Annotated in this window: 22 protein-coding genes; 14 read left to right on the top strand and 8 right to left on the bottom strand. The window is 61.4% G+C overall.

Annotated elements, in window-relative coordinates:
• The first annotated feature begins 4 nt into the window (after nucleotides 1-4).
• From ACA060_RS12370 to nahK, 3 genes are all read left to right on the top strand, one after another.
• Complete coding sequence (locus ACA060_RS12370; protein WP_497317544.1) at nucleotides 5-1,189, top strand: porin; 1,185 nt, start codon at nucleotides 5-7, stop codon at nucleotides 1,187-1,189.
• A gap of 254 nt (nucleotides 1,190-1,443) precedes the next feature.
• Nucleotides 1,444-2,607 (top strand): nitric oxide-sensing protein NosP, encoded by a 1,164-nt coding sequence (gene nosP / locus ACA060_RS12375; RefSeq protein WP_497317546.1) that lies wholly within the window; start codon nucleotides 1,444-1,446, stop codon nucleotides 2,605-2,607.
• Nucleotides 2,576-5,173, top strand: a complete 2,598-nt coding sequence (nahK, locus tag ACA060_RS12380) for a hybrid sensor histidine kinase/response regulator NahK/ErcS' (RefSeq protein WP_497318224.1) — start codon at nucleotides 2,576-2,578, stop codon at nucleotides 5,171-5,173. The genes nosP and nahK overlap by 32 nt, the downstream gene beginning before the upstream one ends.
• A 162-nt stretch (nucleotides 5,174-5,335) precedes the next feature.
• On the opposite strand, the gene ACA060_RS12385 is transcribed toward nahK, so the two are convergent.
• The 6 genes from ACA060_RS12385 to ACA060_RS12410 all read right to left on the bottom strand — a co-directional run bounded on the left by ACA060_RS12385 (nucleotide 5,336) and on the right by ACA060_RS12410 (nucleotide 10,548).
• Nucleotides 5,336-6,001 (bottom strand): response regulator transcription factor, encoded by a 666-nt coding sequence (locus ACA060_RS12385; RefSeq protein WP_094471953.1) that lies wholly within the window; start codon nucleotides 5,999-6,001, stop codon nucleotides 5,336-5,338.
• Nucleotides 6,002-6,057: 56 nt separating this feature from the next.
• A complete protein-coding gene (locus ACA060_RS12390) occupies nucleotides 6,058-6,615 on the bottom strand; it encodes a PQQ-dependent catabolism-associated CXXCW motif protein (RefSeq protein WP_497317548.1) in 558 nt (185 codons plus the stop codon).
• Nucleotides 6,616-6,846: 231 nt separating this feature from the next.
• Nucleotides 6,847-7,638 carry an ABC transporter permease gene (locus tag ACA060_RS12395; RefSeq protein WP_109630233.1) on the bottom strand — a complete coding sequence of 264 codons (792 nt, stop codon included), beginning with the start codon at nucleotides 7,636-7,638 and terminating at the stop codon, nucleotides 6,847-6,849.
• Nucleotides 7,635-8,366 carry an ABC transporter ATP-binding protein gene (locus ACA060_RS12400; RefSeq protein ID WP_497317550.1) on the bottom strand — a complete coding sequence of 244 codons (732 nt, stop codon included), beginning with the start codon at nucleotides 8,364-8,366 and terminating at the stop codon, nucleotides 7,635-7,637. Before ACA060_RS12400 ends, ACA060_RS12395 begins: the two co-directional genes overlap by 4 nt.
• Nucleotides 8,363-9,322 (bottom strand): YVTN family beta-propeller repeat protein, encoded by a 960-nt coding sequence (locus ACA060_RS12405; RefSeq protein WP_497317552.1) that lies wholly within the window; start codon nucleotides 9,320-9,322, stop codon nucleotides 8,363-8,365. Before ACA060_RS12405 ends, ACA060_RS12400 begins: the two co-directional genes overlap by 4 nt.
• A 41-nt stretch (nucleotides 9,323-9,363) precedes the next feature.
• Nucleotides 9,364-10,548, bottom strand: coding sequence for an ABC transporter substrate-binding protein (locus ACA060_RS12410; protein ID WP_497317554.1), 1,185 nt, complete (start codon nucleotides 10,546-10,548; stop codon nucleotides 9,364-9,366).
• 159 nt (nucleotides 10,549-10,707) lie between these two features.
• On the opposite strand from ACA060_RS12410, the gene ACA060_RS12415 reads away from it, so the two are divergent.
• From ACA060_RS12415 to ACA060_RS12425, 3 genes are read left to right on the top strand one after another with little or no spacing between them, the layout of a single operon-like run.
• Nucleotides 10,708-10,830 carry a hypothetical protein gene (locus ACA060_RS12415; protein ID WP_255143041.1) on the top strand — a complete coding sequence of 41 codons (123 nt, stop codon included), beginning with the start codon at nucleotides 10,708-10,710 and terminating at the stop codon, nucleotides 10,828-10,830.
• Nucleotides 10,831-10,832: 2 nt separating this feature from the next.
• The gene (locus ACA060_RS12420) at nucleotides 10,833-12,095 is read left to right on the top strand and encodes a sensor histidine kinase (RefSeq protein WP_497317556.1); all 1,263 of its coding nucleotides are present in this window, start codon (nucleotides 10,833-10,835) and stop codon (nucleotides 12,093-12,095) included.
• Entirely contained in the window at nucleotides 12,092-12,730 is a 639-nt protein-coding gene (locus ACA060_RS12425) for a response regulator (RefSeq protein ID WP_497317558.1), read from the top strand. Before ACA060_RS12420 ends, ACA060_RS12425 begins: the two co-directional genes overlap by 4 nt.
• A 138-nt stretch (nucleotides 12,731-12,868) precedes the next feature.
• Here the strand turns inward: ACA060_RS12425 and ACA060_RS12430 are convergent, their stop codons facing one another.
• A complete protein-coding gene (locus ACA060_RS12430) occupies nucleotides 12,869-13,510 on the bottom strand; it encodes a pentapeptide repeat-containing protein (protein WP_497317560.1) in 642 nt (213 codons plus the stop codon).
• 236 nt (nucleotides 13,511-13,746) lie between these two features.
• Nucleotides 13,747-15,639 carry a quinoprotein ethanol dehydrogenase gene (gene exaA / locus ACA060_RS12435; RefSeq protein ID WP_497317562.1) on the bottom strand — a complete coding sequence of 631 codons (1,893 nt, stop codon included), beginning with the start codon at nucleotides 15,637-15,639 and terminating at the stop codon, nucleotides 13,747-13,749.
• Between the two features lie 254 nt (nucleotides 15,640-15,893).
• Here exaA and pedF point away from each other — a divergent pair, with 254 nt between their 5' ends.
• From pedF to pqqB, 8 genes are all read left to right on the top strand, one after another.
• The gene (gene pedF / locus ACA060_RS12440) at nucleotides 15,894-16,355 is read left to right on the top strand and encodes a cytochrome c-550 PedF (protein WP_497317564.1); all 462 of its coding nucleotides are present in this window, start codon (nucleotides 15,894-15,896) and stop codon (nucleotides 16,353-16,355) included.
• Nucleotides 16,356-16,358: 3 nt separating this feature from the next.
• Nucleotides 16,359-17,237, top strand: coding sequence for a substrate-binding periplasmic protein (locus tag ACA060_RS12445; RefSeq protein ID WP_497317566.1), 879 nt, complete (start codon nucleotides 16,359-16,361; stop codon nucleotides 17,235-17,237).
• Nucleotides 17,234-17,995: a quinoprotein dehydrogenase-associated SoxYZ-like carrier gene (locus ACA060_RS12450; RefSeq protein WP_497317568.1), complete on the top strand. Its 762-nt coding sequence runs from the start codon at nucleotides 17,234-17,236 to the stop codon at nucleotides 17,993-17,995. The genes ACA060_RS12445 and ACA060_RS12450 overlap by 4 nt, the downstream gene beginning before the upstream one ends.
• 16 nt (nucleotides 17,996-18,011) lie before the next feature.
• The gene (locus tag ACA060_RS12455) at nucleotides 18,012-18,950 is read left to right on the top strand and encodes a quinoprotein relay system zinc metallohydrolase 1 (protein ID WP_497317570.1); all 939 of its coding nucleotides are present in this window, start codon (nucleotides 18,012-18,014) and stop codon (nucleotides 18,948-18,950) included.
• Nucleotides 18,951-19,224: 274 nt separating this feature from the next.
• Nucleotides 19,225-21,003, top strand: coding sequence for a PQQ-dependent methanol/ethanol family dehydrogenase (locus ACA060_RS12460; RefSeq protein ID WP_497317572.1), 1,779 nt, complete (start codon nucleotides 19,225-19,227; stop codon nucleotides 21,001-21,003).
• 310 nt (nucleotides 21,004-21,313) lie between these two features.
• Nucleotides 21,314-22,834: an acetaldehyde dehydrogenase ExaC gene (gene exaC / locus ACA060_RS12465; protein ID WP_109630268.1), complete on the top strand. Its 1,521-nt coding sequence runs from the start codon at nucleotides 21,314-21,316 to the stop codon at nucleotides 22,832-22,834.
• 257 nt (nucleotides 22,835-23,091) lie between these two features.
• A complete protein-coding gene (pqqA, locus tag ACA060_RS12470; RefSeq protein WP_010455123.1) occupies nucleotides 23,092-23,163 on the top strand; it encodes a pyrroloquinoline quinone precursor peptide PqqA in 72 nt (23 codons plus the stop codon).
• 53 nt (nucleotides 23,164-23,216) lie between these two features.
• The gene (gene pqqB, locus ACA060_RS12475) at nucleotides 23,217-24,131 is read left to right on the top strand and encodes a pyrroloquinoline quinone biosynthesis protein PqqB (RefSeq protein ID WP_497317574.1); all 915 of its coding nucleotides are present in this window, start codon (nucleotides 23,217-23,219) and stop codon (nucleotides 24,129-24,131) included.
• Nucleotides 24,132-24,185: the final 54 nt, after the last annotated feature.

The raw sequence follows: 24,185 nt of genomic DNA on the forward strand, positions 1-24,185 counted from the left end.
CGTCATGCCCAACAATAAGAACTTCAAGCATCGTTACTTGCCTGCCTTCATCGCCAGCCTGTCGACCCTCGGTTTGAGCTCAATGGCCCAGGCCGAGATCGTGCTGTACGACAAGGACCAGACCACATTCTCTACCGACGGCTACATCAACGCCTTCTACGTGAACAGCGATGTGGACCGTGCCGGCGACCAGTACGACCGGAAACAGGCGCGGGTGAAAATGGGCTATCTGCCCAACTACCTGGGTTTCAACATGGGCAAACAGGTCGATGACCTGAAGCTCGGTGCGCGAGCGTCGTTCTGGGTGACCATCAACGACAGCCAGACCAACGGCACCGACACCGCCATCGATGTGCGGCAGTTCTACGGCACCGTGGCCAATCCGGAGTGGGGCGAAGTGCTGATCGGCAAGGACTTCGGCCTGTTCGCCCGCTCCAACATCTTGCTCGATGAAATGCTCGCCGGTTACGGTCAGGTCAGCGATACCCTGGGGTTGGTGGACGGTGGCGGCGTGTCGTTCGGCAATATCGGCACGGGTTATCCGTACCCGTTCCCGACCTCGCAGATCACCTATCGCACCCCTGTGATGGAGGGGTTGCGGGTGGCCGTGGGGATTCTCGATCCGGTCGACACCAACGACAGCAGTCCATTGGGCAAGGCCTATCAGGAGAACCCGCGTACCGAGAGCGAGGTCACCTATCAGTTCGACGTCGCCGGCGCGAAGATTTACAGCTGGGTCAACGGCAGCTACCAGACCTCGGAGAATACCGACGCCACGGTGCAGTCCGTCACTTCCAAAGGCGTCGGCTATGGCGTGCAGGCCAAGATGGGCGGGTTGTCGCTGACCGGTTCCGGGTTCCAGGCCAAGGGCATCAACCCGTTCTTCACCAACAACGCCGGCGAACCGACCTTGCGCAACGTCGACAGCGACGGCTACTTGCTGCAGGGCTCGTACAAACTGGGCAAGAATCGCCTGGCCTTGTCATATGGCAAGACCAACGATGACGGCAACGGCGTGGTCGGCAGCGGCGCGGATTATGAGACGCGCGGCATTGCGCTGTTCCATGACGTCAACGACAACCTCAAGCTCGTGGCCGAGTACAACCAGTTCGAAATCAACGGCCACGACACCAGCGCCCAGAACGAAGACACCGACACCTTTGCGGTGGGGGCGGTGTTGAACTGGTAACGGCTTGACAGAGATGACCTGTGGCGAGGGGACTTGTCCCCGTTGGGTCGCGAAGCGGCCCCCTTCGGTTGCGCATCGACCGCAGGGGGCCTGCTACGCAGTCCAACGGGGACAAGTCCCCTCGCCACAAGGGTTCGAACGTCACACTGAACTCATCCCATCGAAGCGCCTGACCGCTACCCAAGTAGCATACGTCGCAGCCCGCAAGCTTCGTACACTCGAGCCTCATACACGCGCACCTGCGGGGGGCGACCATGCAGCAGGTCCAGAGTGAAGGAGTGGTCAGCGGCATGTCCCAGGCCATGGATGCCCAACAAGTCGCTCAGGAGCTCGCGCGGCAGTTATTGCACCCGCACCTGGGCTTCGTGCTGTTCTTCTGTTCCGCCGAGTACGACTTGCAGGCGCTGGGCCAGGCCTTGCAACAGAGCTTCGGCGGCATTCGCCTGGTGGGTTGCACCAGCGCCGGGGAAATCACGCCGCTGGGTTACGGTCGCAACTGCGTGACGGCGGTGGGATTCGACCATCGGCATTTCTCCATCGACGCCGAACTGATCTGCGAGATGGAGCGCTTCAGCCTGATCGACGCCCAGCAAATGGTCGAACGCCTGGTCAGTGGCTGTCGCAGCAACACCCTGGCGCCGATCAAGGGCAACAGCTTTGCCCTGACCTTGCTCGATGGTCTGTCCAGCCGTGAAGAGATGGTCCTCGCGGCGCTAAGCGCGGCGTTGGGCGATATCCCGCACTTCGGCGGTTCGGCCGGCGACGACAATTACCTGACCCACACCCACGTCTATTTCGGCGGCGAGTTTCACAGCGGCGCGGCGGTGGTGGTGCTGGTCAATACCTGGCTGGATTTCGAGGTGTTCACCACTCACCACATCTTGCCGAGGGCGGAAAAACTGGTGGTCACCGGGGCTGACAGCGCCTCGCGCCGGGTCTTTGAACTCAACGCCGAACCCGCCGCCGAGGAGTACGCCCGGCACATCGGCGTGCCGGTGGCCGAGCTCGACCACCGGGTCTTCGCCGCGCACCCGTTGGCGGTGCGGATCAACGAGCAGTATTACGTGCGGGCGATCCAGCAGGTGCATCCGGACCTGAGCCTGAGTTTTTACTGCGCCGTGGAAAACGGCATCGTCCTCACCGTCATGACCCCCGGCCCGATGCTGCCGAACCTGCAAACCTTGTTTGAAGGCTTGCAGGAGCGGCTTGGCGATCTGCTGCTGACCATCGGCTGCGACTGTTTTCTCAGGCGTCTGGAGCTGAAAGACGGCGGCGGCCTGGAGCAAATCGGTACGTTTTTGCGTGACCAACGGGTGATGGGTTTCAACACCTACGGAGAACAGTTCAATGGCATGCACATCAACCAGACCTTCACCGGGGTTGCCATTGCCCGAGGCCGGTCCCCTGGACATCGTTGAATTGCAGGCGCAGCTCGCCAGTCTGCGCCACGACAACCACAAACTGCAGCGCATCAACAGTGCGCTGATCGAACGGATCGAATCCGGCATTACCCGCGGCAACGACCCGTACGCGGCCTTCCAGCATTCGGTGGTGCTGGCCGAACAGGTGCGTGAGCGCACCGATGCCTTGAACCAGGCCATGGCCGAACTCAAGTCGGGCAATCACTTGCTCAGCGAAGCGCGCCTGCGGGCCGAGACGGCGCATCAGCATCTGATCGATGCGATCGAGAGCATTTCCGACGCCTTTGTGCTGTTCGATGCCGAGCAGCGCATCGTCTTGTTCAACAGCCGCTTCAAGGCGTTCTGGGGGAACAGCCGGGTGCGGATCAACGCCGGCATGCGCCTGGCCGAGGTCAAGCGCCTGATGAGTTCCACCGGTTTGTTCACTGAAGAACCGCGCGGGCATGCCGACGAAAACCTGATCTATCGCCTGCAGAACGGCCGCTGGTTGCAGGTCAGCGAACGGCCGACCCAGGAAGGTGGACGGGTGATCCTGTTCACTGACATTACCGACGTCAAACTCAGCGAAACCGTGCGCCGCGAGCAGGCGGTGGCGCAGAAATCCCACTTGTTGCAACGGGCGGTCGATAACCTGTCCCAAGGCGTGGCCATGGTCAATGCCGAAGGCATCCTGGAGCTCTGGAACCGCCGTTTCCTCGAGCTCAGCGGACTGGCCCCGGTGGCGGCCCATCGGCCGTTTGCCGAAGTGATCGCCGACAGCGAATTGAACCTGCTGACCCCAGCGAGTCGCGATGCCAACGGGCGGCCCGTGCAGGAATGCGAGCAGCGTCTTTACGATGGTCGGGTGCTGGAAATCCGCACCCATCCGTTGCCTACCGGCGGTTTCGTCAACACGTTCACTGACATTACCGAACGCTACCAACACGCCGAAGCACTGAGCGAAAGCGAGCGCTGGATTCGCCTGATCACCGACCATGTGCCGGCGCTGATCGCCTACCTCAATGCCGATCTGGTCTATGAGTTCACCAACAAAGTCTACGAAGAATGGTACTGCTGGCCTCGCGGCGTGATGCTTGGGCAGAGCCTGCGCGAGGTCCACAGCGAGCAGCATTACCAGCGCCTCGAAGCCTACGTGGCCCGGGCCCTGGCCGGTGAGAGCGTGACGTTCGAGTTCGCCGAAACCAACATCAACAATCAGGAACGCTACATGCTGCGTTCCTACGTACCCAATCGCCTGGCCACCGGGGAAGTGGTGGGGATCTTTGTGTTGATCCGCGACATCACCGAACGTCGTCGCACGGCCGAGGCGCTGCACCAGGCCTATCAGAATCTCGAGTTGCGGGTGCGCGAACGCACCACCGAACTGACCACCCTCAACGACCAATTGCTGCGGGAAATCGATGAGCGTCGGCGCGTGGAGTCGCGTTTGCGCGAGGCCAAACTCGAGGCCGAGCAGGCCAACCTGTCCAAGACCAAGTTTCTCGCCGCCGTGAGTCACGACCTGCTGCAACCGCTCAACGCGGCGCGACTGTTTACCAGCGCTTTGCTGGAACGCCGCGAGCCGGTGGCCAATGCGATTCTGGTGCGCAATGTCAGCAATTCCCTGGAAGATGTGGAAAACCTGTTGTGCACGCTGGTGGATATTTCCAAACTCGATGCGGGAGTGATAAAGGCCGACATTGCACCGTTCGCCTTGAGCGAACTGCTGGAAAACCTCGCCGCCGAGTACACCCAGGTGGCCCGCAGTGAAGGGCTTGAGCTGCATTTCATCCCGTGTTCGGCGTTGGTGCGCAGCGACATCCAGTTGCTGGCGCGGATCCTGCGCAATCTGCTGAGCAACGCCATTCGCTACACCTACAGCGGTCGTGTGGTGCTCGGGTGTCGGCGTCATCATCAGCGGTTGACGATCGAGGTCTGGGACAGCGGCATGGGCATTGCCGAAAATCGGCTTGAAGAGATTTTCCAGGAATTCAAGCGCGGCGATGTGCAGCGCCCGGATCAGGACCGTGGGTTGGGTCTGGGGCTGGCGATTGTCGAGAAGATTGCCGGGATTCTCGGTCACCGGATTCACGTGCGTTCGTGGCCGGGCAAGGGCTCGATGTTTTCCGTCGAAGTGCCGTTGAGCGCCACCGCCCCGACGGCGCAACCGGCGCTGCTGATGAGTGAGCCGATGCTGGAGCGTCTGCGCGGTGCGCGGGTGTGGGTGCTGGATAACGACGCGGCGATCTGCGCGGGCATGCGCACGTTGCTGGAAGGGTGGGGATGTCGAGTGGTGACGGCGCTGTCGGAGCAAGACCTGGCGCGGCAGGTGGACAACTATCATGAAGAAGCCGACTTGCTGATCGCCGACTATCACTTGGATGACGATCAGAACGGCGTCGATGCCGTCGCCCGGATCAACGCCCGGCGCGGTTCAGCGATCCCGGCGATGATGATTACTGCCAACTACAGCAATGAGCTCAAGCAGCAGATTCGTGAGTTGGGGCATACGTTGATGCATAAGCCTGTACGGCCGATGAAACTGAAGACGGCGATGAGTCATTTGCTTGGGCCATCCCGTTAATCCCTCCGGACACTGAATCTGTGGCGAGGGAGCTTGCTCCCGTCCGGCTGCTAAGCAGTCGTAAATCAGGCAACTCGGTCTATCTGGAAGTTTGAAGGGGGCCGCTTCGCGGCCCAACGGGAGCAAGCTCCCTCGCCACAGGGATCAGGGGAACCCCAACATTCAGCGCCGCAGGTAAGACCCGAAATCAATATCCCCGGCACTCAGGATCGCCTGCACCCGATTGTGCACGTTGAGTTTGCGCAGGATCGCCGAGACATGCGCCTTGACCGTGGTTTCGGCGATTTCCAGGGTGTAGGCGATCTGTTTGTTCGATTCCCCTTTGGTCATGCGCTCCAGCACCAGCAACTGCTTGCGAGTCAGGGCCTGGAGCAATTCTGGCGGGAAGCTCGGGTTGTCATTCATGCGCCGGTGGGTGCCGCATTTTTGTGTGCGGATGATGTCCGGCGGCAAGTACACGTTGCCATTGAGAATCTGCTGGATGGCCTCGGTCATTTGCACGCGGGGGGAGGATTTGGTGATGAACCCCACCGCGCCATAGGTGATGGCTTGCAGCACGATCTGCTTGTCCTGCTCGGCTGAGACGATCACCACCGGAATGGTCGGCGCTTCGTTGCGCAGGTTGATCAGGCCGTTGAGGCCGTGCATGCCGGGCATGTTCAGGTCGAGCAGTATCAGGTCCAGGTCGTCGTGTTCCTGGGTCAGCAGCAGGGCGCTGTCCAGGTCAGCGGTTTCCATGACCTCGCTGCCCGGAAAGCCATCGCTGATGACGTTATGGATGGCTTCGCGAAACAGCGGGTGATCGTCGGCAATCAGAATTTTGTACATAGCCTTTCACCTCATTATTTTCATTATGGTGTGGCAACAACACTCACGCGTAAAGGTCAGGGGAAGGGCTCGGGCTGGGCGGGCGTCACGGGCAGATTGGCTGCCTGCCAGGCGTCCAGGCCGTCGCGATACCAATACAGTGTCTTATAGCCCATGGCGGCGGCGCGTTTGACGGCATTCCAGCTCAGCCAGCAGTCGGAGCGGCAGTAGAAGACCATCGGTTGCGCCAGGTTTCCTGCGGTCAATGTGTTCAGGTTACGCGCAAAATAGCCCTGCCAGTCAGCTGTCAGGTCGCCGTCGCCGGTATTGGCCAGCCAATGGCTGCCGGGAAGGTTCTCGTGGGGCTGGTCTTCGATGAAACGGCCTTGAAGCCATTGGCGACGGTAGACGTCGATCAGCACCGGGCGCGGTGTCTGGGTGAGCAGGGTTTGCAGGGCGGCGGTGTCGATGATGGCCGCGCCTTGCAGCTGATTCGGAGTCGGGCTGCGATAAAGATTGATGCGATAGCCGTCGGCAGAAAACAGCGGTGTCTCGGCGTGCGCGGCGCCCAGCAACAGGCTCAGCGACAGCGCAGCAAGGGAAGGGCACAACAGACGACGTTGGGCACGCAGCATGGGGGTTCAATCCTTATAGTTATGAACCCATTACATGCCAGTCTCGGTGCATTGGGAATGCGACGATAGACAGGAAAACCAGTACTAAAGTAGTAATTTCCCCCTGTCTGTCCAACACAAATCCCCTGTGGGAGCGGGCTTGCTCGCGAAAGCGGTGTGTCAGGCAACATTTTTGTCGACTGGACAGCCGCCTTCGCGAGCAAGCCCGCTCCCACAGGGGGATTTGTGTTGTTAGCTGGTTTTGCGCAGGGCGGCGTGTTGTGGGTTGAAGGTGAGTACGGCCAGCAGGGCGAATACCAGGGTCAGCCCCACGCACACTGCCAGCGCCAGCGGATTGAAGCGCTCATACAAGGCAAACCGCACCAGCTCCACTGCGTGGGTAAACGGGTTCAATGCGCACAGCCAGTACAACCACTCGCTGGACTCGCGCATTTTCCACAGCGGATACAACGCCGATGACATAAAAAACAGCGGGAAGATCACGAAATTCATCACCCCGGCAAAGTTCTCCAATTGGCGGATCGCATTGGACAGCAGCAGACCCAAGGCGCTGAGCATCAACGCCACCAGTAGCAACGCCGGCAAGGCGATCAGCAACCCCATGGCCGGCGGCTGCACGCCATACACCCAGGCAATCGCCAGGAAGGCATACACCTGCAACAACGAAATCAGCGACGTGGCCAACAACTTGCTGCACAGCAGGAAAGTCCGGGGCAGGGGGCTGGTCAGCAGCACGCGCATGCTGCCCATCTCCCGGTCGTAGACCATCGACAACGAACCTTGCATGCCGTTGAACAGCAGGATCATGCAAGCAAGGCCAGGGATGATGTAGACCTCATAAGGAATGTAAGTGTCGTAGGGCTCGATGATCGCGATCCCCAGCGCTGCGCGAAACCCGGCGGCGAACACCAGCAACCACAACAACGGCCGCACCAGCGCACTGAGAAACCGCGTGCGTTGCAGCACAAAACGCAGCCATTCACGCAGCACGATGCCGCTGAAGCATTGCCAATAAGCATTCATCTGGCGGCTCCTGATGTGGTCAGGCGGGTGAAGGCCGAACCAAGGTCGCCACCATGTTCCTGGCTCAAGGCCTCAGCCTGACCGCTGGCGACCAAGCGTCCTTGATGGAGAATCAGCAAGTCGTCGCTGGGCTGCACTTCATCCAGCAAATGGGTGGTCCAGAGCACGCTGATGTTCTGCTCGCGGCAAAGGCCGCGAATATGTTGATTGAGCGCCAGACGGCTGGCCGGATCGAGGCCGACACTGGCCTCGTCGAGCAACAACAGGCGTGGCTCATGCAACAAGGCGCGGGCGATTTCCACCCGGCGACGGTGACCGCCATTGAGTTCACGCACCCGCTCGCGACGGCGTTCGGTCAAGGCCTGGCGCGCCAGTTCGGCGTCGACCCGCAGACCGGTCTGGCGCCGGGACATGCCATGCAACGCGGCGTGATAGCGCAGGTTCTGCTCGACGCTGAGGTCCAGGTCCAGCGTGCTTTGCTGGAATACCACGCCCAATTGCTTGAGTGCCGGGCGCGCCACATTGCGCAACGAACAACCGCCGACCCGGATGTCACCGCGCTGCACATCATAGAGCCGGGTCAACAACGCAATCAGCGTGGATTTTCCCGCGCCATTGGGCCCCAGCAGCGCCGCGAAACGCCCCGGCGCCAGGTTGAAACTCACCTGCCGCAATGCCTCCCGCGCGCCATAGGCAAAACTCAGCTCGCTGACTTCCAGTGCGTTCATGGCGTCACCACCACGCCCCACGGATAGCGTCCGACCTTCACCGATTTGGTCACCTTGAGGTTGTCGACATCAATCACCGACACATCGCCGCTGACGCCGTTGGTGGCCAGCAGTTGCTTCTGATCCGGGGTAAACGACATCTGCCACACGCGGCGGCCGACCAGCAGGTAATCAAGCACTTCAAAGGTCTTGGCATCGATCACCGCCACATGGTTGGCCGGACCGAGCGCGACGAAACCGTACTTGCCGTCGGCGCTGAGCTTGATGCCCACTGGCTGGACCTTGTCCGGGTGCACGCCCTTGATCTGGAAGGTCAAGGTCTTGAGGACCTGCCGGGTGGCGACATCGAGAATGGTCACCGTGCCGCCGATCTCCGCCGAGGCCCAGAGCTTGGAACCATCAGGGGCGAACTCGACGAAACGCGGTCGCTGATCCACCAGCGTGCTGTCGGCCAGGGTCTGGGTGCTGGTGTCGATCCAGTGCAGCATGTTCGTGGTTTCGCTGGTGTTCACCGCCCACTTGCCGTCGGGGCTGACGGCCATGCCTTCGGGTTCGACGCCGACGCTGATCTGGCTCAGCACCTTGGAGGTTTCGGTGTCGATCACGGTGACCAGCGCATCGTCTTCGTTGGAGACGTAGAGCCAGCGATTGTTGGGGTGCAGGGCGAACTGCTCGGGGTCTTTGCCCGAGGGCAGTTCCTTGATGATCTTGCGCGTGGCGACGTCCATCACTTGGACCCGGTCCGAGTCGCTGGCGCAGATGTACAGCAGCTTGTTGTCGTGGGACAGCAACAAACCCCGCGGACGCTGGCCGACGGGCAGGGTGTCAGTGACTTGCAGGGTTTGCAGGTCGATCAGGCTCAGGCTGTTGTCTTTTTCGTTGGAGACCCAGGCGGTGCTGGCCGCGGCGTGCCCGGCGGCGAGCAGCAAAGCGCAAGAGAGCAGGGTGCGGCGCATGGTGGATTCCTTTTTTGTTTTGGTTTTTTTGGAAAGTTGGATCAGGGAAAGCGGCAGCTGACCTCGGGCTTGTCGTAGCCGAGGCTGTCCATCTCGTTGAAGGGGTGCAGGAAACCGTCCTGCGGTGACGTGCTGACCAGCGCCCGGGGCTGGACGATGGGAATCGGTTGGCGCAACTGACCGTTCCACGGCCGATAGCTGAGCTTGCGACCCTTGAAACCGTCCAGCGGCAATTGATCGCTGATTTCCAGCGCACGGATCGCCATCGGATCAACCTTTCGCAATTTGCTCACCGCGCTGGCGATGCTGCGCACGGCAATCCATGCCGCGAAATCGCGGTCATTCATCCAGCGCCCGGCCAGGGCTTCGAAGCGTTTCTGCAATTGCGCGGCGCCGTAGGTTTCCACGGTTTTGTGCCATCCCACCGGGGTCAGGCCTTGGGTGCCGGCGACCGGCCGTGGGTACCAGGTCTGGTAAGGCACGTACTCGCCGAAGTCACCGCGCTCATCCGCCACCAGCACCACGTCGTACTCGGCGGTCTGGGTGAACAGCGGCATGTCGGCCTGGGCGCTGCGACGCTGGTCGTTGTCGAAGCTCCAGGCTTTTTCCGCCACCAGTTTTAAACCGAAGCGTTTGGCGGCGCGGCGCAGGGCGGCGGCGTAAGCCTGATCGTCCGGGGTCGGGCCGACGATCAGCAGCGCCCGCTGCCATTTGCGCACCACCAGAAATTGCGCCAGCGCATCGGCGAGCATCGCCCGGCTCGGCAGGCTGTGCAGCACGTTCGGCAGGCAGTCGGTGGTGCGCAGGCTGTCATCCGGGCTGCCGGCGTTAAACAGCAGACTGTCGGGCAGCACGGCGCTGAGTCTACGCAGACTCTCGACCGGTGCATTCACCACAAACAGGCGCAGACCTTGCGCATGCTGGGCCTTGGCCGCTGCGATCAGGGCGTCCGCGCTGTCGGCGTTGACGCTGACAAGGCTGTAACTCTGGTTGAGAAAACGCCCGGTGCTGTTGCTGTCGGTGATCGCCAGTTCGGCGCCGCGAAGTCCGGCATCGACCGGTTCGGGAATCACGTTCGACAGCAACGGGCCGGGGTCAGGTCGAAAGCCCAGGTAGCCGATTTGCACCTGCAATGGCGCATCGGCCGCCTGGCTCTGGGTCGCCAGCCCGGCGGCGCAGGCAATCGCCAGCAGGTAGATCAAGGCGTAAGGGGCAAGCTGGCGCATTTCGGCACTCCATTACAGGTAGCGCCAGCATAGGAAGCCTGCGAGGCAGAATGAAATATGCAGAAAGTACCAGTCAGGCAGTACCAAGGTAGTAGCTCGCCCGGGACGGCGCGGTTTTAGCATGGGCAATAACGGCCATCACACAGGAGGAGATCGACCATGCGAATTCTCAAAGCGTTGCTCCTGCCGTTGCTGTTGATCCTGACCCTGATCGGCGTCGACAAGCTGCACGGCCCGCGTCCGGCGCCGTTGCTGGTCTTGCCCGCGACACCGGGGCGCTAAGCGTGTCGGCCCTGTGGCGGATCAACCTTTGGGTGTGCGGATTGTTCGCCCTGGTTACGCTGGCGTGCATGGGTTTGCTGGTGCACCAGGCCCTGGCGGACGTGGAGCGTGAGCTGCAATCCGCCGAGGCGGTGGTCGAATATTTGAGCGAATCCGCCGAGCGTGATCCCGCCAGTTTGCAGCCACGGTTGACCGGTAGCCTGCGGCATGTGCGGGTGCGCTGGCTGGAACCCGGCGAAGCGGCACGGCTGCCGGTTCAGGACGGGCTCGATGCGTGGCTTGGGCGTCTGTTGTTCGCCGAAGCCCGGCACAGTGCGCGGGTCCTAGATTTGCGCGATGGCCGGCGCGTACAGATCGCAGTCGATCCCCGGGATGAGATCGACGAAGTCTGGGATTCATTGCAGCAATTGTTGGGCCTGTGTGGCCTCGCCTTGATCTTGAGTCTGCTCACCATCCGCTGGGCTGTACGCCGAGGCATGGGTTTGCTCGATGAATTGCTGCGCGCGTTGCAGCAAGTCTCGGGTGGCCAGCTCAAGGTGCGATTGCGCGCGGAAGGCGTACCGGAGGCGCGGCAACTGGCGGTGCATTTCAATCGCATGACCGAGGCGTTGGAGCAGGCCCGCGCCGACAATACGCATCTGACCCGGACGCTGTTGGCGGTGCAGGAACAGGAGCGCACTCATCTGGCGCAGACCCTGCACGATGATCTCGGCCAGTACCTGGCAGGGATTCGCGCCCAGGCCTGTCTGTTGCGGCTGGTGACTGATCAACCCGTGGTGGTGGAACGCACGGTGCTCGAGCTGGAACACAATTGCGAACACTTGCAGCAGGGCTTTCGGGCGCTGGTGCATGACCTCTATCCGGTGGTGCTGCAACACCTGCCGCTGGCGGAAGCCCTCGGCTTGCTGGTGGAGCAATGGCAGGCGCGCCAGGGCATCGATTGCCAGTTGCGGGTCAGCGCGCAGTTGCCGGCGTTGTCCGCGTCGAACAAAACCCATCTCTATCGCCTGTTGCAGGAGTCGCTGACCAATATCGCCCGGCACGCCGACGCGACTCAGGTTCGGGTTCGCCTGCAACACCGCGGCGGGCATCTGCGTTTGTTGATTCGCGATAACGGACGCGGCGCAGCGCAGCCACAGCGGCCCGGCGTCGGTTTGTATTCGATGTTCGAACGCGCCCGCAGCCTCGGCGGCGAATTGCGGATCATCAGCCACCCCGGCGCGGGTTGGGCGCTGGCCTTGAGCATGCCTTTGGAGGCGACATGAATATTCTGCTGGTCGATGACCATGCGGTGGTCCGTCAGGGCTATGCGAGTTTGTTGCGGGCATTGTTGCCGGCGATGGAGGTGCGTGAAGCGGCCACGGGGGAGGAGGCGCTGACGCGGGTTCAGGAAGCCGTGCCGAACCTGGTGATCATGGATTTCGGTTTGCCGGGGATCAGCGGGCTGGAAACCACCCGGCGTTTGCGTCAACGATTGCCGCAACTGAGGGTACTGTTTTTCAGCATGCACGATGAGTTGCCGCTGGTGCGCCAGGCACTGGATGCCGGGGCTTCGGGGTATTTGACCAAAAGCTCGGCGCCGCAAGTGCTGATCGAGGCGGTGCAACGGATCCTCGCCGGCCACGCCTACATCGAACAACCGCTGGCCACCCAACTGGCGTGCCACCCGCAACAGGACGCCAGCGACCCACGGTTGCAGAGCATGACCCAGCGCGAACTGGAGATTTTCGTGATGCTCGCCAAAGGCACCCCGGCACGCTTGATTGCCGAGCAGTTGAGCATCAGCAGCAAAACCGTCTCCAACCACCTGACCTTGCTCAAGAGCAAATTGCAGGTCACGTCTCACACTGAGCTGGTGCATTTGGGGATTGATATGGGGGTGGTGCGGGTCGCCAGCTGACTCGGTAGCCCGGGCAACAAATTTCTAATGTGGGAGCGGGCTTGCTCGCGAAGAGGGCCTCACATCCAACATTAATGTCGACTGATACTCCGCCTTCGCGAGCAAGCCCGCTCCCACAGGGGTTTGTGTGCATTCAGTTCATTTGTTCCAAGTCGTCGGGCAACCGGTGCAGCCCTCCATATTGGCATCCTGAAAATTCGCATAGTGCTGCCGTGAACCGCTGAGGTTGGCCTGCTCCAGATTGCTTTCGCCCAACTTGGCTTCTTGCAGGTTGGCATCGCTGAGATTGGCGCCCTTGAGATCTGCCTTGCTCAACCAGGTCATCTCCAAATCGGCAGCCCGCAGATTGGCGTTGTGCAATTTCGCACCGGAGAGGCGGGCGAATTGCAGGAAGGCGCCGCTGAGGTTGGCGTCCTGGAATTGCGCGCCTTGGGCAAACATTCCCCAACCCTGGATCGCCATCAACGTCGCACCGGTGAAATCGGCCAGGCGCAAGTTGCTCTGTTGCAGGCTGGCGCGGGTCAGGTTGGCGCCTTGCAGTTGCGCTTTTTCCAGGTTGGCGAGGTCGAGTCGGGCGTGACGCAGGTCGGCATCGCGCAGGTCGGCGCCGCTGAGGTTCATGTTGCGCAGGTCCTGATTGCTCAGGTTGGCGCCTTTGAGATTGGCGCCGGGGCATTGGCTTTGATCGGCGATGGTGCAGCCGTTGATGATGAGTGGGGAGTCGTCGTCGGCGAAAACCGGAAGGGCGGCGAGCAATAGCAGTAGAGGCAGATATTTCATGGCAAGTCCTCGAAAGGTGGAGGGCAGCTGGATACACACAAAATCTGTGGCTAACTGAGTTCCTGTGGCGAGGGGGTTTACCCCCGTTCGGCTGCGAAGCAGTCGTTAATCCAGGCAACTCGGTCTCCCTGGAGAATGCAGGGGGCCGCTTCGCGACCCAACGGGGGTAAACCCCCTCGCCACAGAAAGCGTCCTGAACACAGGCAAGCCCCCTGTGAGCACAGGGGGCGAGCAGATTACTTCTGCGCAGTCTTGTTGTCCCAACTCGGAATCTTGAACACCCAGAACGACCCGCCCTGAGCCACCGGTTTGGTCAATTCAGCCATATCACCGCCCCACAACGGCACCGCGCCGCCATAACCGACGGTCACGCCGACGTACTGCTCGCCATCCTGTTCCCAGGTGATCGGCGGCGAGACGATGCCGCTGCCGGTCTGGAACTTCCACAGCTGCGCGCCGGTTTTTGCGTCGAAGGCCTTGAGGAAGCCGTCGCCGGTACCGGTAAACACCAGGTTGCCTTTGGTGGCCAATACGCCGGCCCACAGCGGCAGCGCTTCCTTGTGCTCCCAAATCACTTTTCCGGTGGTCGGGTTCATGGCGCGCAGGGAGCCGACGTGATCGTCGTACATGCGCTTGATGCGGAAACCCATGCCCAGATAGGCCGAGCCTTTCTTGTAGTTGACCTCTTCGGTCCAGTATTCCTCTTTCCACTGGTTGCCCGGGATGTAGAACAGCCCGGTGTCCTGGCTGTACGCCATCGGGTTCCAGTTCTTGCCACCGAGGAACGGCGGCGACACTTCCACCGACTTGCCCTTGGTCTCGCCCGGCAGCGGTTTGGCTGGACGCTGGCCCGGGTTTTCCACCGGTTTGCCGGTCTTCAAGTCGATGTGGCTGGCCCAGGTGATGTTGTCGACGAAAGGGAACGCGTTCTGCAATTTGCCGTTGTTTCGGTCCACCACGTAGAAGAAACCGTTGCGGTCCGCATGGCCGGTGGCCTTAACCGTTTTGCCGTCCTTGTCCTTGTAATCGAACAGCACCAGCTCGTTATTGCCGGAGAAATCCCAGGCATCGTTCGGCGTGTGCTGGTAGAACCATTTCACCTCACCGGTGCTCGGGTCGACGCCGACCTGGCCGGAGGTGTAGAGGCTGTCGTAGTCGTGGGGATTGCCGTCCTTGGACGTGCGCGCCCAGGTATTCCACGGGCCAGGGTTGCCGGCGCCGACGATGATGGTGTTGGTTTCCGGATCGAAACTCGCGCTCTGCCAAGGGGCACCGCCGCCGTGGCTCCAGGCTTCGACCTTGCCGGTTTCGGTGGTCGGATCATCCGGCCAGGACGGCGCCTTGACGTCGCCGGTGGTGGTGCTGTCCTTGCCGTTCAAGCGACCCATGTGGCCTTCGACGAAGGGCCGCATCCAGACTTCTTCACCGGTGTCCGGATCACGAGCAAACAACTGACCCACCACGCCGAATTCATCGCCGGAACTGCCGTGAATCAGCAGCACCTTGCCGGTGGTCTTGTCTTTGATCAGCACCGGGGCGCCGGTCATGGTGTAGCCGGCGGCATGGTCGCCGAACTTCTTGTTCCACACCACTTTGCCGGTGTTCTTGTCCAGGGCGACCAGGCGGGCGTCGAGGGTGCCAAAGTAGATCTTGTCGCCAAAGATCGCCGCGCCGCGATTGACCACGTCGCAGCACGGACGAATGTTGTCCGGCAGGCGATGGTTGTAGGTCCACAGGCGTTTGCCGGTCTTGGCGTCCAGGGCGAATACCCGCGAGTACGAACCGGTGACGTAGACCACGCCGTCGCTGACGATGGCCTGGGATTCCTGGCCACGCTGCTTTTCATCGCCGAACGAGTAGGACCAGGCCGGCGTCAGTTTGAACACGTTCTTGTCGTTGACCTGGGCCAACGGGCTCCAGCGCTGGGCGTTGGTGCCCATGCCGTATTGCAGCACGTCCTTAGTGGTCAGGTGATCATTGGCAATGTCTTCCCATGTCACGTTGCGGGTGGGCGTGGCGGGAGCCGTCGCGGCATGGCTTGCAGAACTCAGCGACAGGCTGCTCACCAGCAGAAAAGCCTGCACGGCGAGGGTCAAAGGGGAAAGGGCGGGTAGCGATCTTATTGTCATGGTTGCAGTTCCCAGTGGAGGTTTTGGCCTGCACAGGGTGGTGCGCCCAGCGTGGTGGCGGATACGGAAAAAGTCCCGCTGTTGCCGGGAAAACTTCCCGTGCGGCACCTGAATTGGGTGTGCGCCACAAGCCCTACTACCAAGGTACTGGGCGGCGGCCACCAAAGCAGCATGGGGATTGTGCGAAGGCCGTACCAAGATGGGTGCCATAGCCTCTTCAAAGAGGTTTTGCGTGCAATCTTGAGGGCATAACAATGACAACAAAACGCAACGCCTTGCTCGTTGCCGGACTGCTGGCCGGTTTTATCAGTGCAGGCTCCGTCTGGGCCCATGGCAACGTGGTACCTCAGGCCATAGAAACCAAGGGACTGACCCCGATCAAGGACGCCGGCTTGCAGGTGGATGCCGATGGTTGGGCGGCGGTGAACCCGTATCGCACCTCCCCGGAACACGATAAGGCTGTGGAAATCGGCTCTTCGGCCTACAACCAGAACTGTGCGGCCTGTCATGGCCTGGAAGCCAAGTCCGGCGGCATCGCCCCCGATCTGCGCATGCTCGATGTGGGCGAAGCGGGGGATGAATGGTTCGTCGAGCGCGTGCGCAACGGAGCCGTGCGCGATGGCCGGGTGTACATGCCGAAGATGGCTGATTACCTGAGTCAGGAAGCCTTGTGGGCCGTGCGCACTTACCTGGACAGCGTTCACGTCGAGGAGTAATCCATGCGCCTGTTCGCTGTGTTGATCTGCGCCGTGTTGCTGTGCTGCCAGGCTGTGCAGGCGCAGGTCCGTACCTATGACGAAATGATCGCCGCCGGGGAGCTGAAAGTGGCTGTCTACAAGGACTTCGCCCCCTACAGTTTTGAAGACGCCGGCCAGCCCCGCGGGGTCGATGTCGAGCTCGCCGCAGCCTTGGCCAAAGCGCTGGGTGTGCACCTGACGTTGATCTGGGCGCCCGCCGGCGAGAAGCTCGATGACGACCTGCGCGATTACATCTGGCGGGCCAGTCAGTTGCACGATCTGCAACTGGCCGACCTGATGATGCGCGTGCCATACGACCGCGATTACGCGCAAAAACGCAACGAAGTGGGTGAACTGGAAAACGGCCATGTGGTGATGTTCGGGCCGTACCAGAACGAACAATGGCAAGTCGCCTATGACCGTCGCCGTCTGGAATCGGTGGGCAGCGTCGCCGTGTTCGAGCACCACCCGATCGGCGTCGAAGTCGACAGCGTGCCGTCGTTCTACCTGACCTCGGTGTTCAGCGGCATGCTTGCCGGCAAGACTCACCACTATCCCGGCGTGCCCCAAGCGTTTGCGGCGATGAAGGCCGGCGAAGTCGACGCGGTCATGGCCATGCGTGGTGAGATCGACTGGCAGGTTCACGAAGCAGCAGACCCGCAAGTGGCGCTGGCGGAAAACGCCTACCCGAACATGGGCAAGCAGCTCTGGGAGATCGGCATGGCGGTGCATGAAAGCAACCGTCAACTGGCCTATGCCGTGGAAGAGGCGCTGGAGGTGTTGATCCGCGAGGGTGCGGTCAAAACCATTTATGGCCATTACGGCCTGCGCTATGACGTGCCAGAGATGTATCAACAGTGAACTGGCGAGCGAGTTGCCTGTTGCTCTGCTGGCTAACCTTGGCGGCGCATGCTGGCGCCGTCGAGCCGGGCAAAGACCCGGTGCCGTCGGTGATGTGGGCCTTCTATCACAAGCAGATGCTCGGCGATGCACCGTTCATTTTCGATGACCGGGTGAAGCTGCTGGCACCGCCGTTTGCCGAAGACGCCCGGCAAGTGCCACTGGAAATCGACGCCCGGGCGTTCAAAGGCGAGGTGGTGAAAATCCTCGCCTGGGCTGAACTCAATCCCTTGCCGAAGATCGTTGATTTCCAACCGGTCGACCGCGTCCTGCCCTGGCTGTCGATCCGCATTCGTATCGAGCAGGCCACGCCGTTGCGCGCGGCAGTGCTGACCCGTGATGGGCTCTGGCATGTCGGCTCTACGTTGATCGATGCGGCGGGCGGCGGATGCACGGCGCCGAGTGTGGTGCGCACCCAGCCAGGCTGGGAAGACCACATCGGCGAAGTGCTGGGCGGTCGTTATCCCCGTGGCGAATTCAGCCGTGTGCGCCTGCAAGTGGCGCATCCGATGGACAATGGGATGGTCAGCGGCATCCCGGAATTTTTCATCAACCATGCCGAACTGCGCGACCAAAACGATCAGTTGCTGGCTCGTCTTGAACTGTTTCCCGCCGTCAGCGAGAACCCCAACCTGGCCTTCGACATCGAAGGGGCAGGGCAGACGCGCCTGTTGCTGCGCGACAACAGCGGCAATCAATTCGATGCGGCCATACCCTGACCCCAAGGAGCGCGTGATGCGCTGGATGCTGCTGTTGTTTTTGAGCCTGAGCCTGCCGGCCCTGGCGGACCTTGACTATGAACTCAAGCCCCGACAGATCGCCGAAGACACTTGGCTGCTGGAAGGCAGCACCGACAATTTCGCCAAGGCCAACGGCGGCAACATCGTCAATACCGCTTTCATTGTCACCGAACGCGGGGTGGTGGTGATCGATACCGGGCCGTCGAAACGTTATGGCGAAGCGATGCGCAAAGCCATTGCCGCGACCACCGACAAACCGGTGATCGAGGTGCTGCTGACCCATCACCATCCCGACCATGTGTTGGGTAACCAGGCCTTCAGCGACGTGCCGATCGGCGCGCTGCCCGGCACCACCGAGCTGCTGCATCAGCAGGGCGACGCCATGGCCGAGAACATGTATCGGCTGGTGGGCGACTGGATGCGTGGCACCGAGGTGGTGTTGCCGACGCGGACGCTGGCACCCGCCGTCCTCAGTTTTGGGAATCATGATCTGCGCCTGCTGAGCCTGGGTGGGCACACCGGCGCGGATCTGGCTATTCTCGACCAGCAAACCGGCGTGCTGTTTGCCGGGGACCTGGTGTTTTACCAACGGGCGCTGACCACGCCCAACAGCCCGGGGCTGTCGGTGTGGCTGGCGGACATCGCCACGCTGCAAGGCTTGCCGTGGACGCTGATCGTGCCCGGCCATGGGCCGGTGGCGACGGACACGAAACCGTTCGAGCAAATGCGTGACTACCTCGGCTGGCTCGATCAGCTGATGCGAGAGGGTGCGATCAATGGCAGCGACATGAGCGAGATGATCCGCAGTTCCATACCTGAACGGTTCGCGGCGATCAGCCTGAGCCGCTATGAACTGATCCGCAGCGTCAGTCATCTCTACCCTCGCTACGAGCGCGCGCAAATGACCCGTGTCGATTCCACTGCAAACAAATGAACAACACAGATCCAATGTGGGAGTGAGCCTGCTCGCGATGAGGCCCTCACATTCACCATTGATGTCGTCTGACACACCGCCATCGCGAGCAGGCTCGCTCCCACAGGGGGCCGGTGTCGACCGACATATCCGGTGTTGGTCTCATCCGACCCGGTACTAAGGAACTAGCAATCTCAACACTGCGGGCAATTGTTCCAAGGGCGGCGGCGCCGAAGAATCTGCACCAGACCGGGAAAATTTCCCGGGTATAACAAAAACCGCAGAGGTAGCTGTCATGACCCACCCCGCACGTCGCCAACCCTTCGTCCTTAGCGTGCTGCTCAGTGCCATGCTGTTGTCCGGCACCGCGCTGGCCGGCGTCTCCGATCAGGACATTCTCCAGGACCCCAAGAACCCGGAGCAGATCGTCACCAACGGTCTGGGCGTCCAGGGTCAGCGCTACAGCCCGCTGGATACGCTCAACGTCAACAACGTCAAGGACCTGCGGCCGGTCTGGGCGTTCTCTTTCGGCGGGGAAAAACAGCGCGGTCAGCAAGCACAGCCGATGATCAAGGACGGCGTGATGTACATGACCGGTTCCTACTCGCGGGTGTTTGCGGTGGATGCGCGCACCGGCAAGAAGCTCTGGCAATACGATGCGCGCCTGCCCGATGACATCCGTCCGTGCTGCGACGTGATCAACCGGGGCGTCGCGCTGTATGGCGATCTGGTGTTCTTCGGCACCCTCGACGCCAAGCTGGTGGCCCTGAACAAGGACACCGGCAAAGTGGTCTGGAGCAAGAAAGTCGCCGACCACAAGGAGGGCTATTCGATCAGCGCCGCGCCGTTGGTGATCAACGGCAAACTGATTACCGGCGTGGCCGGTGGTGAGTTCGGCGTGGTCGGCAAGATCGAAGCCTACGACCCGAAAAACGGCGACCTGCTGTGGACCCGACCTACCGTCGAAGGCCACATGGGTTACACCTACAAGGACGGCAAAGCGGTAGAAAACGGCATCTCCGGCGGTGAAGCCGGCAAGACCTGGCCTGGCGACTTGTGGAAAACCGGCGGCGCTGCACCTTGGCTGGGCGGTTACTACGACCCGGAAACCAATCTGCTGCTGTTCGGCACCGGCAACCCGGCACCATGGAACTCGCACCTGCGTCCTGGCGACAACCTCTACTCCTCGTCGCGTCTGGCGCTGAACCCGGACGACGGCACCATCAAGTGGCACTTCCAGAGCACGCCACACGACGGTTGGGACTATGACGGCGTGAACGAACTGGTGTCGTTCAACTACACCGAAGGCGGCAAAGAGATCAAAGCCGCCGCCACCGCTGACCGTAATGGTTTCTTCTACGTGCTCGACCGCACCAACGGCAAGTTCATCCGTGGCTTCCCGTTCGTGGACAAGATCACCTGGGCCTCCGGCCTCGATAAAGAGGGCCGGCCGATCTACAACGAAGCCAGCCGTCCAGGCGCGCCCGGCACCGAAGCCAAGGGCGGTTCGGTGTTCGTAGCGCCGGCATTCCTCGGTGCGAAAAACTGGATGCCGATGGCCTACAACAAGGACACCGGGCTGTTCTACGTGCCGTCCAACGAGTGGGGCATGGACATCTGGAACGAAGGCATCGCCTACAAGAAAGGCGCAGCGTTCCTCGGTGCCGGCTTCACCATCAAGCCGTTGAATGAAGACTACATCGGCGTGCTGCGTGCGATCGATCCGAAGACTGGCAAGGAAGTCTGGCGCCACAAGAACTTCGCGCCGCTGTGGGGCGGGGTGCTGACCACCAAGGGCAACCTGGTGTTCACCGGTACGCCGGAAGGTTTCCTCCAGGCCTTCAATGCCAAGACCGGCGAGAAAGTCTGGGAATTCCAGACCGGCTCCGGCGTCCTCGGTTCGCCTGTGACCTGGGAAATGGATGGCGAGCAGTACGTCTCGGTGCTGTCCGGCTGGGGCGGCGCCGTACCGCTGTGGGGCGGCGAAGTGGCCAAGCGCATCAAGGACTTCAACCAGGGCGGGATGCTCTGGACCTTCAAACTGCCCAAAGACCTGGTCGTGGCCAAGCACTGATTGCTGCCACTGATCTAAATACCTACACAACCTGTGGCGAGGGAGCTTGCTCCCGCTCGGCTGCGAAGCAGTCGTAAAACCAGCCGATGCGGTATGACAGATGAACCGCAACGTCTGGGTTTGGGAGCGCTTCGCACTCCAGCGGGAGCAAGCTCCCTCGCCACAAAAACCTGCTGATCCCCGGACACCTTCTACTACCAAATAACGAGAGTCCCCCTGCCAACGGCGCATTCGTCTGGCGCGCGAGGCTCTCTACTATCGGTTCATCGCCTGTTTGCCCGACAGGCATCGACCCAGACAGAGGCCCACCATGATCTATGCACAACCTGGAACACCCGGCGCCGTCGTGACCTTCAAACCGCGCTACGGCAATTTCATCGGCGGCGAGTTCGTTGCCCCGGTCAATGGCGAGTACTTCACCAATTCTTCGCCAGTCACCGGCGAAGTGATCGCTGAATTCCCGCGCTCCAGCGCCGCCGACATCGAAAAAGCCCTCGACGCCGCCCATGCTGCAGCAGATGCCTGGGGCAAGACCTCGGCTCAGGATCGCTCGTTGGTGCTGCTGAAAATCGCCGACCGCATCGAACAGAATCTGGAAATCCTCGCGGTCACCGAAACCTGGGACAACGGCAAAGCCGTGCGCGAAACACTGAACGCCGACGTGCCGCTGGCCGCCGACCATTTTCGTTATTTCGCCGGCTGCATCCGCGCTCAGGAAGGCGGCGCCGCCGAGATCAACGAACTGACCACCGCCTATCATTTCCACGAACCGCTGGGCGTGGTCGGGCAGATCATCCCGTGGAACTTCCCGCTGCTCATGGCCGCGTGGAAACTCGCCCCGGCCCTCGCTGCCGGTAACTGCGTGGTGCTCAAACCCGCCGAGCAGACGCCGCTGTCGATCATGGTCTTTGCTGAGTTGATCGCCGACTTGCTGCCACCTGGCGTGCTGAACATCGTCCAGGGTTTCGGCCGCGAAGCCGGTGAAGCGCTGGCCACCAGCAAGCGCATCGCCAAGATTGCCTTCACCGGTTCTACCCCGATCGGCGCGCACATCATGAAATGCGCGGCCGAGAACATCATTCCAAGCACCGTCGAGCTGGGCGGCAAGTCGCCGAACATCTTCTTCGAAGACATCATGCAAGCCGAGCCGCAGTTCATCGAGAAGGCCGCCGAAGGCCTGGTGCTGGCGTTCTTCAACCAGGGCGAAGTCTGCACCTGTCCGTCCCGTGCGCTGGTGCAGGAGTCGATCTACGACGACTTCATGAAAGTGGTGATGCAGAAGATCGTCAAGATCAAGCGCGGCAACCCGCTGGACACCGAAACCATGGTCGGCGCCCAGGCGTCCGAGCAGCAGTACGACAAGATTCTCTCGTATCTGAAAATCGCTCAGGAGGAGGGCGCCGAGCTGCTCACCGGCGGCGCGGCCGAACGCCTTGAAGGCGATTTGTCGACGGGTTATTACATCCAGCCGACCCTGCTCAAGGGCCACAACAAAATGCGCGTGTTCCAGGAAGAAATCTTCGGCCCGGTGGTGGGTATCACCACCTTCAAGGACGAAGCCGAAGCCCTGGCGATTGCCAACGACAGCGAGTTCGGCCTCGGCGCCGGCCTGTGGACCCGCGACATCAACCGCGCCTACCGCATGGGCCGGGCGATCAAGGCCGGGCGTGTCTGGACCAACTGCTATCACCTGTACCCGGCGCATGCTGCGTTCGGCGGCTACAAGAAGTCCGGTGTCGGCCGTGAAAACCACAAGATGATGCTCGACCATTATCAGCAGACCAAAAACCTGCTGGTGAGCTACGACATCAACCCGATGGGGTTCTTCTGATCTCTTAAGCACACTGAAAAACCTGTGGGAGCGGGCTTGCCCGCGATAGCGGTCTGACAGTCAACATCAATGTTGAATGTTCCAGCCTTATCGCGGGCAAGCCCGCTCCCACAGTGTTATGTGTGGTGTTGAGGACCGCGCTAACACCCCCTACCAACGCACGCCGCCATCTCGTCCCAAAGTAGCATTCGATCACTTGGCGCCCCGTGCATTAATGGCTTTACCGGAATCACCCGGCACAAGAAGAGGATTGACCCATGTGGAATAAACCCGCGTTCACCGATCTGCGCATTGGTTTCGAAGTGACGATGTATTTCGCCAACCGTTGATTGTCCACCCGGCCAACCGTGGCGTTGGCCGGGCCTGCCTTCTGGAGGCCCCCATGCACATCCGCGTTCTCGGTTCCGCCGCTGGTGGCGGTTTTCCGCAATGGAACTGCAACTGCCGCCAATGCGCCGGAATGCGCAATAGCAGCCTGCGGGCGCAACGGCGCACGCAGTCGTCGATTGCCGTGAGCGACAACGGTGTGGAGTGGGTGCTGTGCAATGCGTCACCGGACATTCGCGCGCAGCTTGAAAGTTTCCCGGCGCTGCAACCGGCCCGTCGCTTGCGCGATACGGCGATTGCCGGCGTCGTCCTGCTGGACAGCCAGATCGACCATTGCACTGGCCTGCTGAGCCTGCGCGAAGGCTGCCCGCATTCGGTCTGGTGCACGGAGCGTGTTCATCAAGACCTGAGCAGTGGCTTTCCCTTGTTCCCCATGCTTGAACACTGGAACGGCGGGTTGCAGTGGCAACCGGTCGGACTCGACCGTGAACCATTCACCATCGCGGCCTGCGAGCACCTGCAGTTTCGTGCGATTCCCCTGGTGAGCAACGCACCGCCGTACTCGCCCAATCGCGGCAATCCGCAGCCGGGCGACACCATTGGTTTGTTTATCGAAGACCTGCGCAGCGGCGCCAGCGTGTTCTATGCCCCGGGCCTTGGGCAAATCGACGACGAAGTCCTGAGCTGGATGCAGCGCGCCGATTGCCTGCTGCTGGACGGCACGTTGTGGCGCGACGACGAGATGCGCGTGTGCGAAGTCGGGCAGAGCCTGGGCAGTGAAATGGGGCATCTGCCACAGAGCGGTCCTGGCGGGATGCTTGAGGTGCTTAATGACTTCCCACGCCAGCGCAAGGTGCTGATCCACATTAACAACACCAATCCGATTCTCGATGAAGACTCGGCTGAGCGGGCGTTGCTGGAGCGGCGGGGGATTGAAGTGTCCTACGACGGCATGAGTATTGAGTTGTAGCCGCTGGCCCCATCGCTGGCAAGCCAGCTCCCACAGGGTTCTGCGGTGTTTACA

Source organism: Pseudomonas sp. LBUM1671 (assembly GCF_059695685.1).

What these genes read in the sequence shown, in the direction of transcription:
- ACA060_RS12400 (WP_497317550.1), bottom strand. Translation starts at nt 8,366, where the DNA reads ATGAACGCACTGGAAGTCAGCGAGCTGAGTTTTGCCTATGGCGCGCGG.
- ACA060_RS12445 (WP_497317566.1), top strand. Translation starts at nt 16,359, where the DNA reads ATGCGCCTGTTCGCTGTGTTGATCTGCGCCGTGTTGCTGTGCTGCCAG.
- ACA060_RS12455 (WP_497317570.1), top strand. Translation starts at nt 18,012, where the DNA reads ATGCGCTGGATGCTGCTGTTGTTTTTGAGCCTGAGCCTGCCGGCCCTG.
- ACA060_RS12410 (WP_497317554.1), bottom strand. Translation starts at nt 10,548, where the DNA reads ATGCGCCAGCTTGCCCCTTACGCCTTGATCTACCTGCTGGCGATTGCC.
- exaC (WP_109630268.1), top strand. Translation starts at nt 21,314, where the DNA reads ATGATCTATGCACAACCTGGAACACCCGGCGCCGTCGTGACCTTCAAA.
- ACA060_RS12385 (WP_094471953.1), bottom strand. Translation starts at nt 6,001, where the DNA reads ATGTACAAAATTCTGATTGCCGACGATCACCCGCTGTTTCGCGAAGCC.
- ACA060_RS12460 (WP_497317572.1), top strand. Translation starts at nt 19,225, where the DNA reads ATGACCCACCCCGCACGTCGCCAACCCTTCGTCCTTAGCGTGCTGCTC.
- ACA060_RS12370 (WP_497317544.1), top strand. Translation starts at nt 5, where the DNA reads ATGCCCAACAATAAGAACTTCAAGCATCGTTACTTGCCTGCCTTCATC.
- pedF (WP_497317564.1), top strand. Translation starts at nt 15,894, where the DNA reads ATGACAACAAAACGCAACGCCTTGCTCGTTGCCGGACTGCTGGCCGGT.
- ACA060_RS12405 (WP_497317552.1), bottom strand. Translation starts at nt 9,322, where the DNA reads ATGCGCCGCACCCTGCTCTCTTGCGCTTTGCTGCTCGCCGCCGGGCAC.
- ACA060_RS12390 (WP_497317548.1), bottom strand. Translation starts at nt 6,615, where the DNA reads ATGCTGCGTGCCCAACGTCGTCTGTTGTGCCCTTCCCTTGCTGCGCTG.
- ACA060_RS12415 (WP_255143041.1), top strand. Translation starts at nt 10,708, where the DNA reads ATGCGAATTCTCAAAGCGTTGCTCCTGCCGTTGCTGTTGATCCTGACC.
- ACA060_RS12425 (WP_497317558.1), top strand. Translation starts at nt 12,092, where the DNA reads ATGAATATTCTGCTGGTCGATGACCATGCGGTGGTCCGTCAGGGCTAT.
- ACA060_RS12430 (WP_497317560.1), bottom strand. Translation starts at nt 13,510, where the DNA reads ATGAAATATCTGCCTCTACTGCTATTGCTCGCCGCCCTTCCGGTTTTC.
- pqqB (WP_497317574.1), top strand. Translation starts at nt 23,217, where the DNA reads ATGCACATCCGCGTTCTCGGTTCCGCCGCTGGTGGCGGTTTTCCGCAA.
- exaA (WP_497317562.1), bottom strand. Translation starts at nt 15,639, where the DNA reads ATGACAATAAGATCGCTACCCGCCCTTTCCCCTTTGACCCTCGCCGTG.
- ACA060_RS12395 (WP_109630233.1), bottom strand. Translation starts at nt 7,638, where the DNA reads ATGAATGCTTATTGGCAATGCTTCAGCGGCATCGTGCTGCGTGAATGG.
- nosP (WP_497317546.1), top strand. Translation starts at nt 1,444, where the DNA reads ATGCAGCAGGTCCAGAGTGAAGGAGTGGTCAGCGGCATGTCCCAGGCC.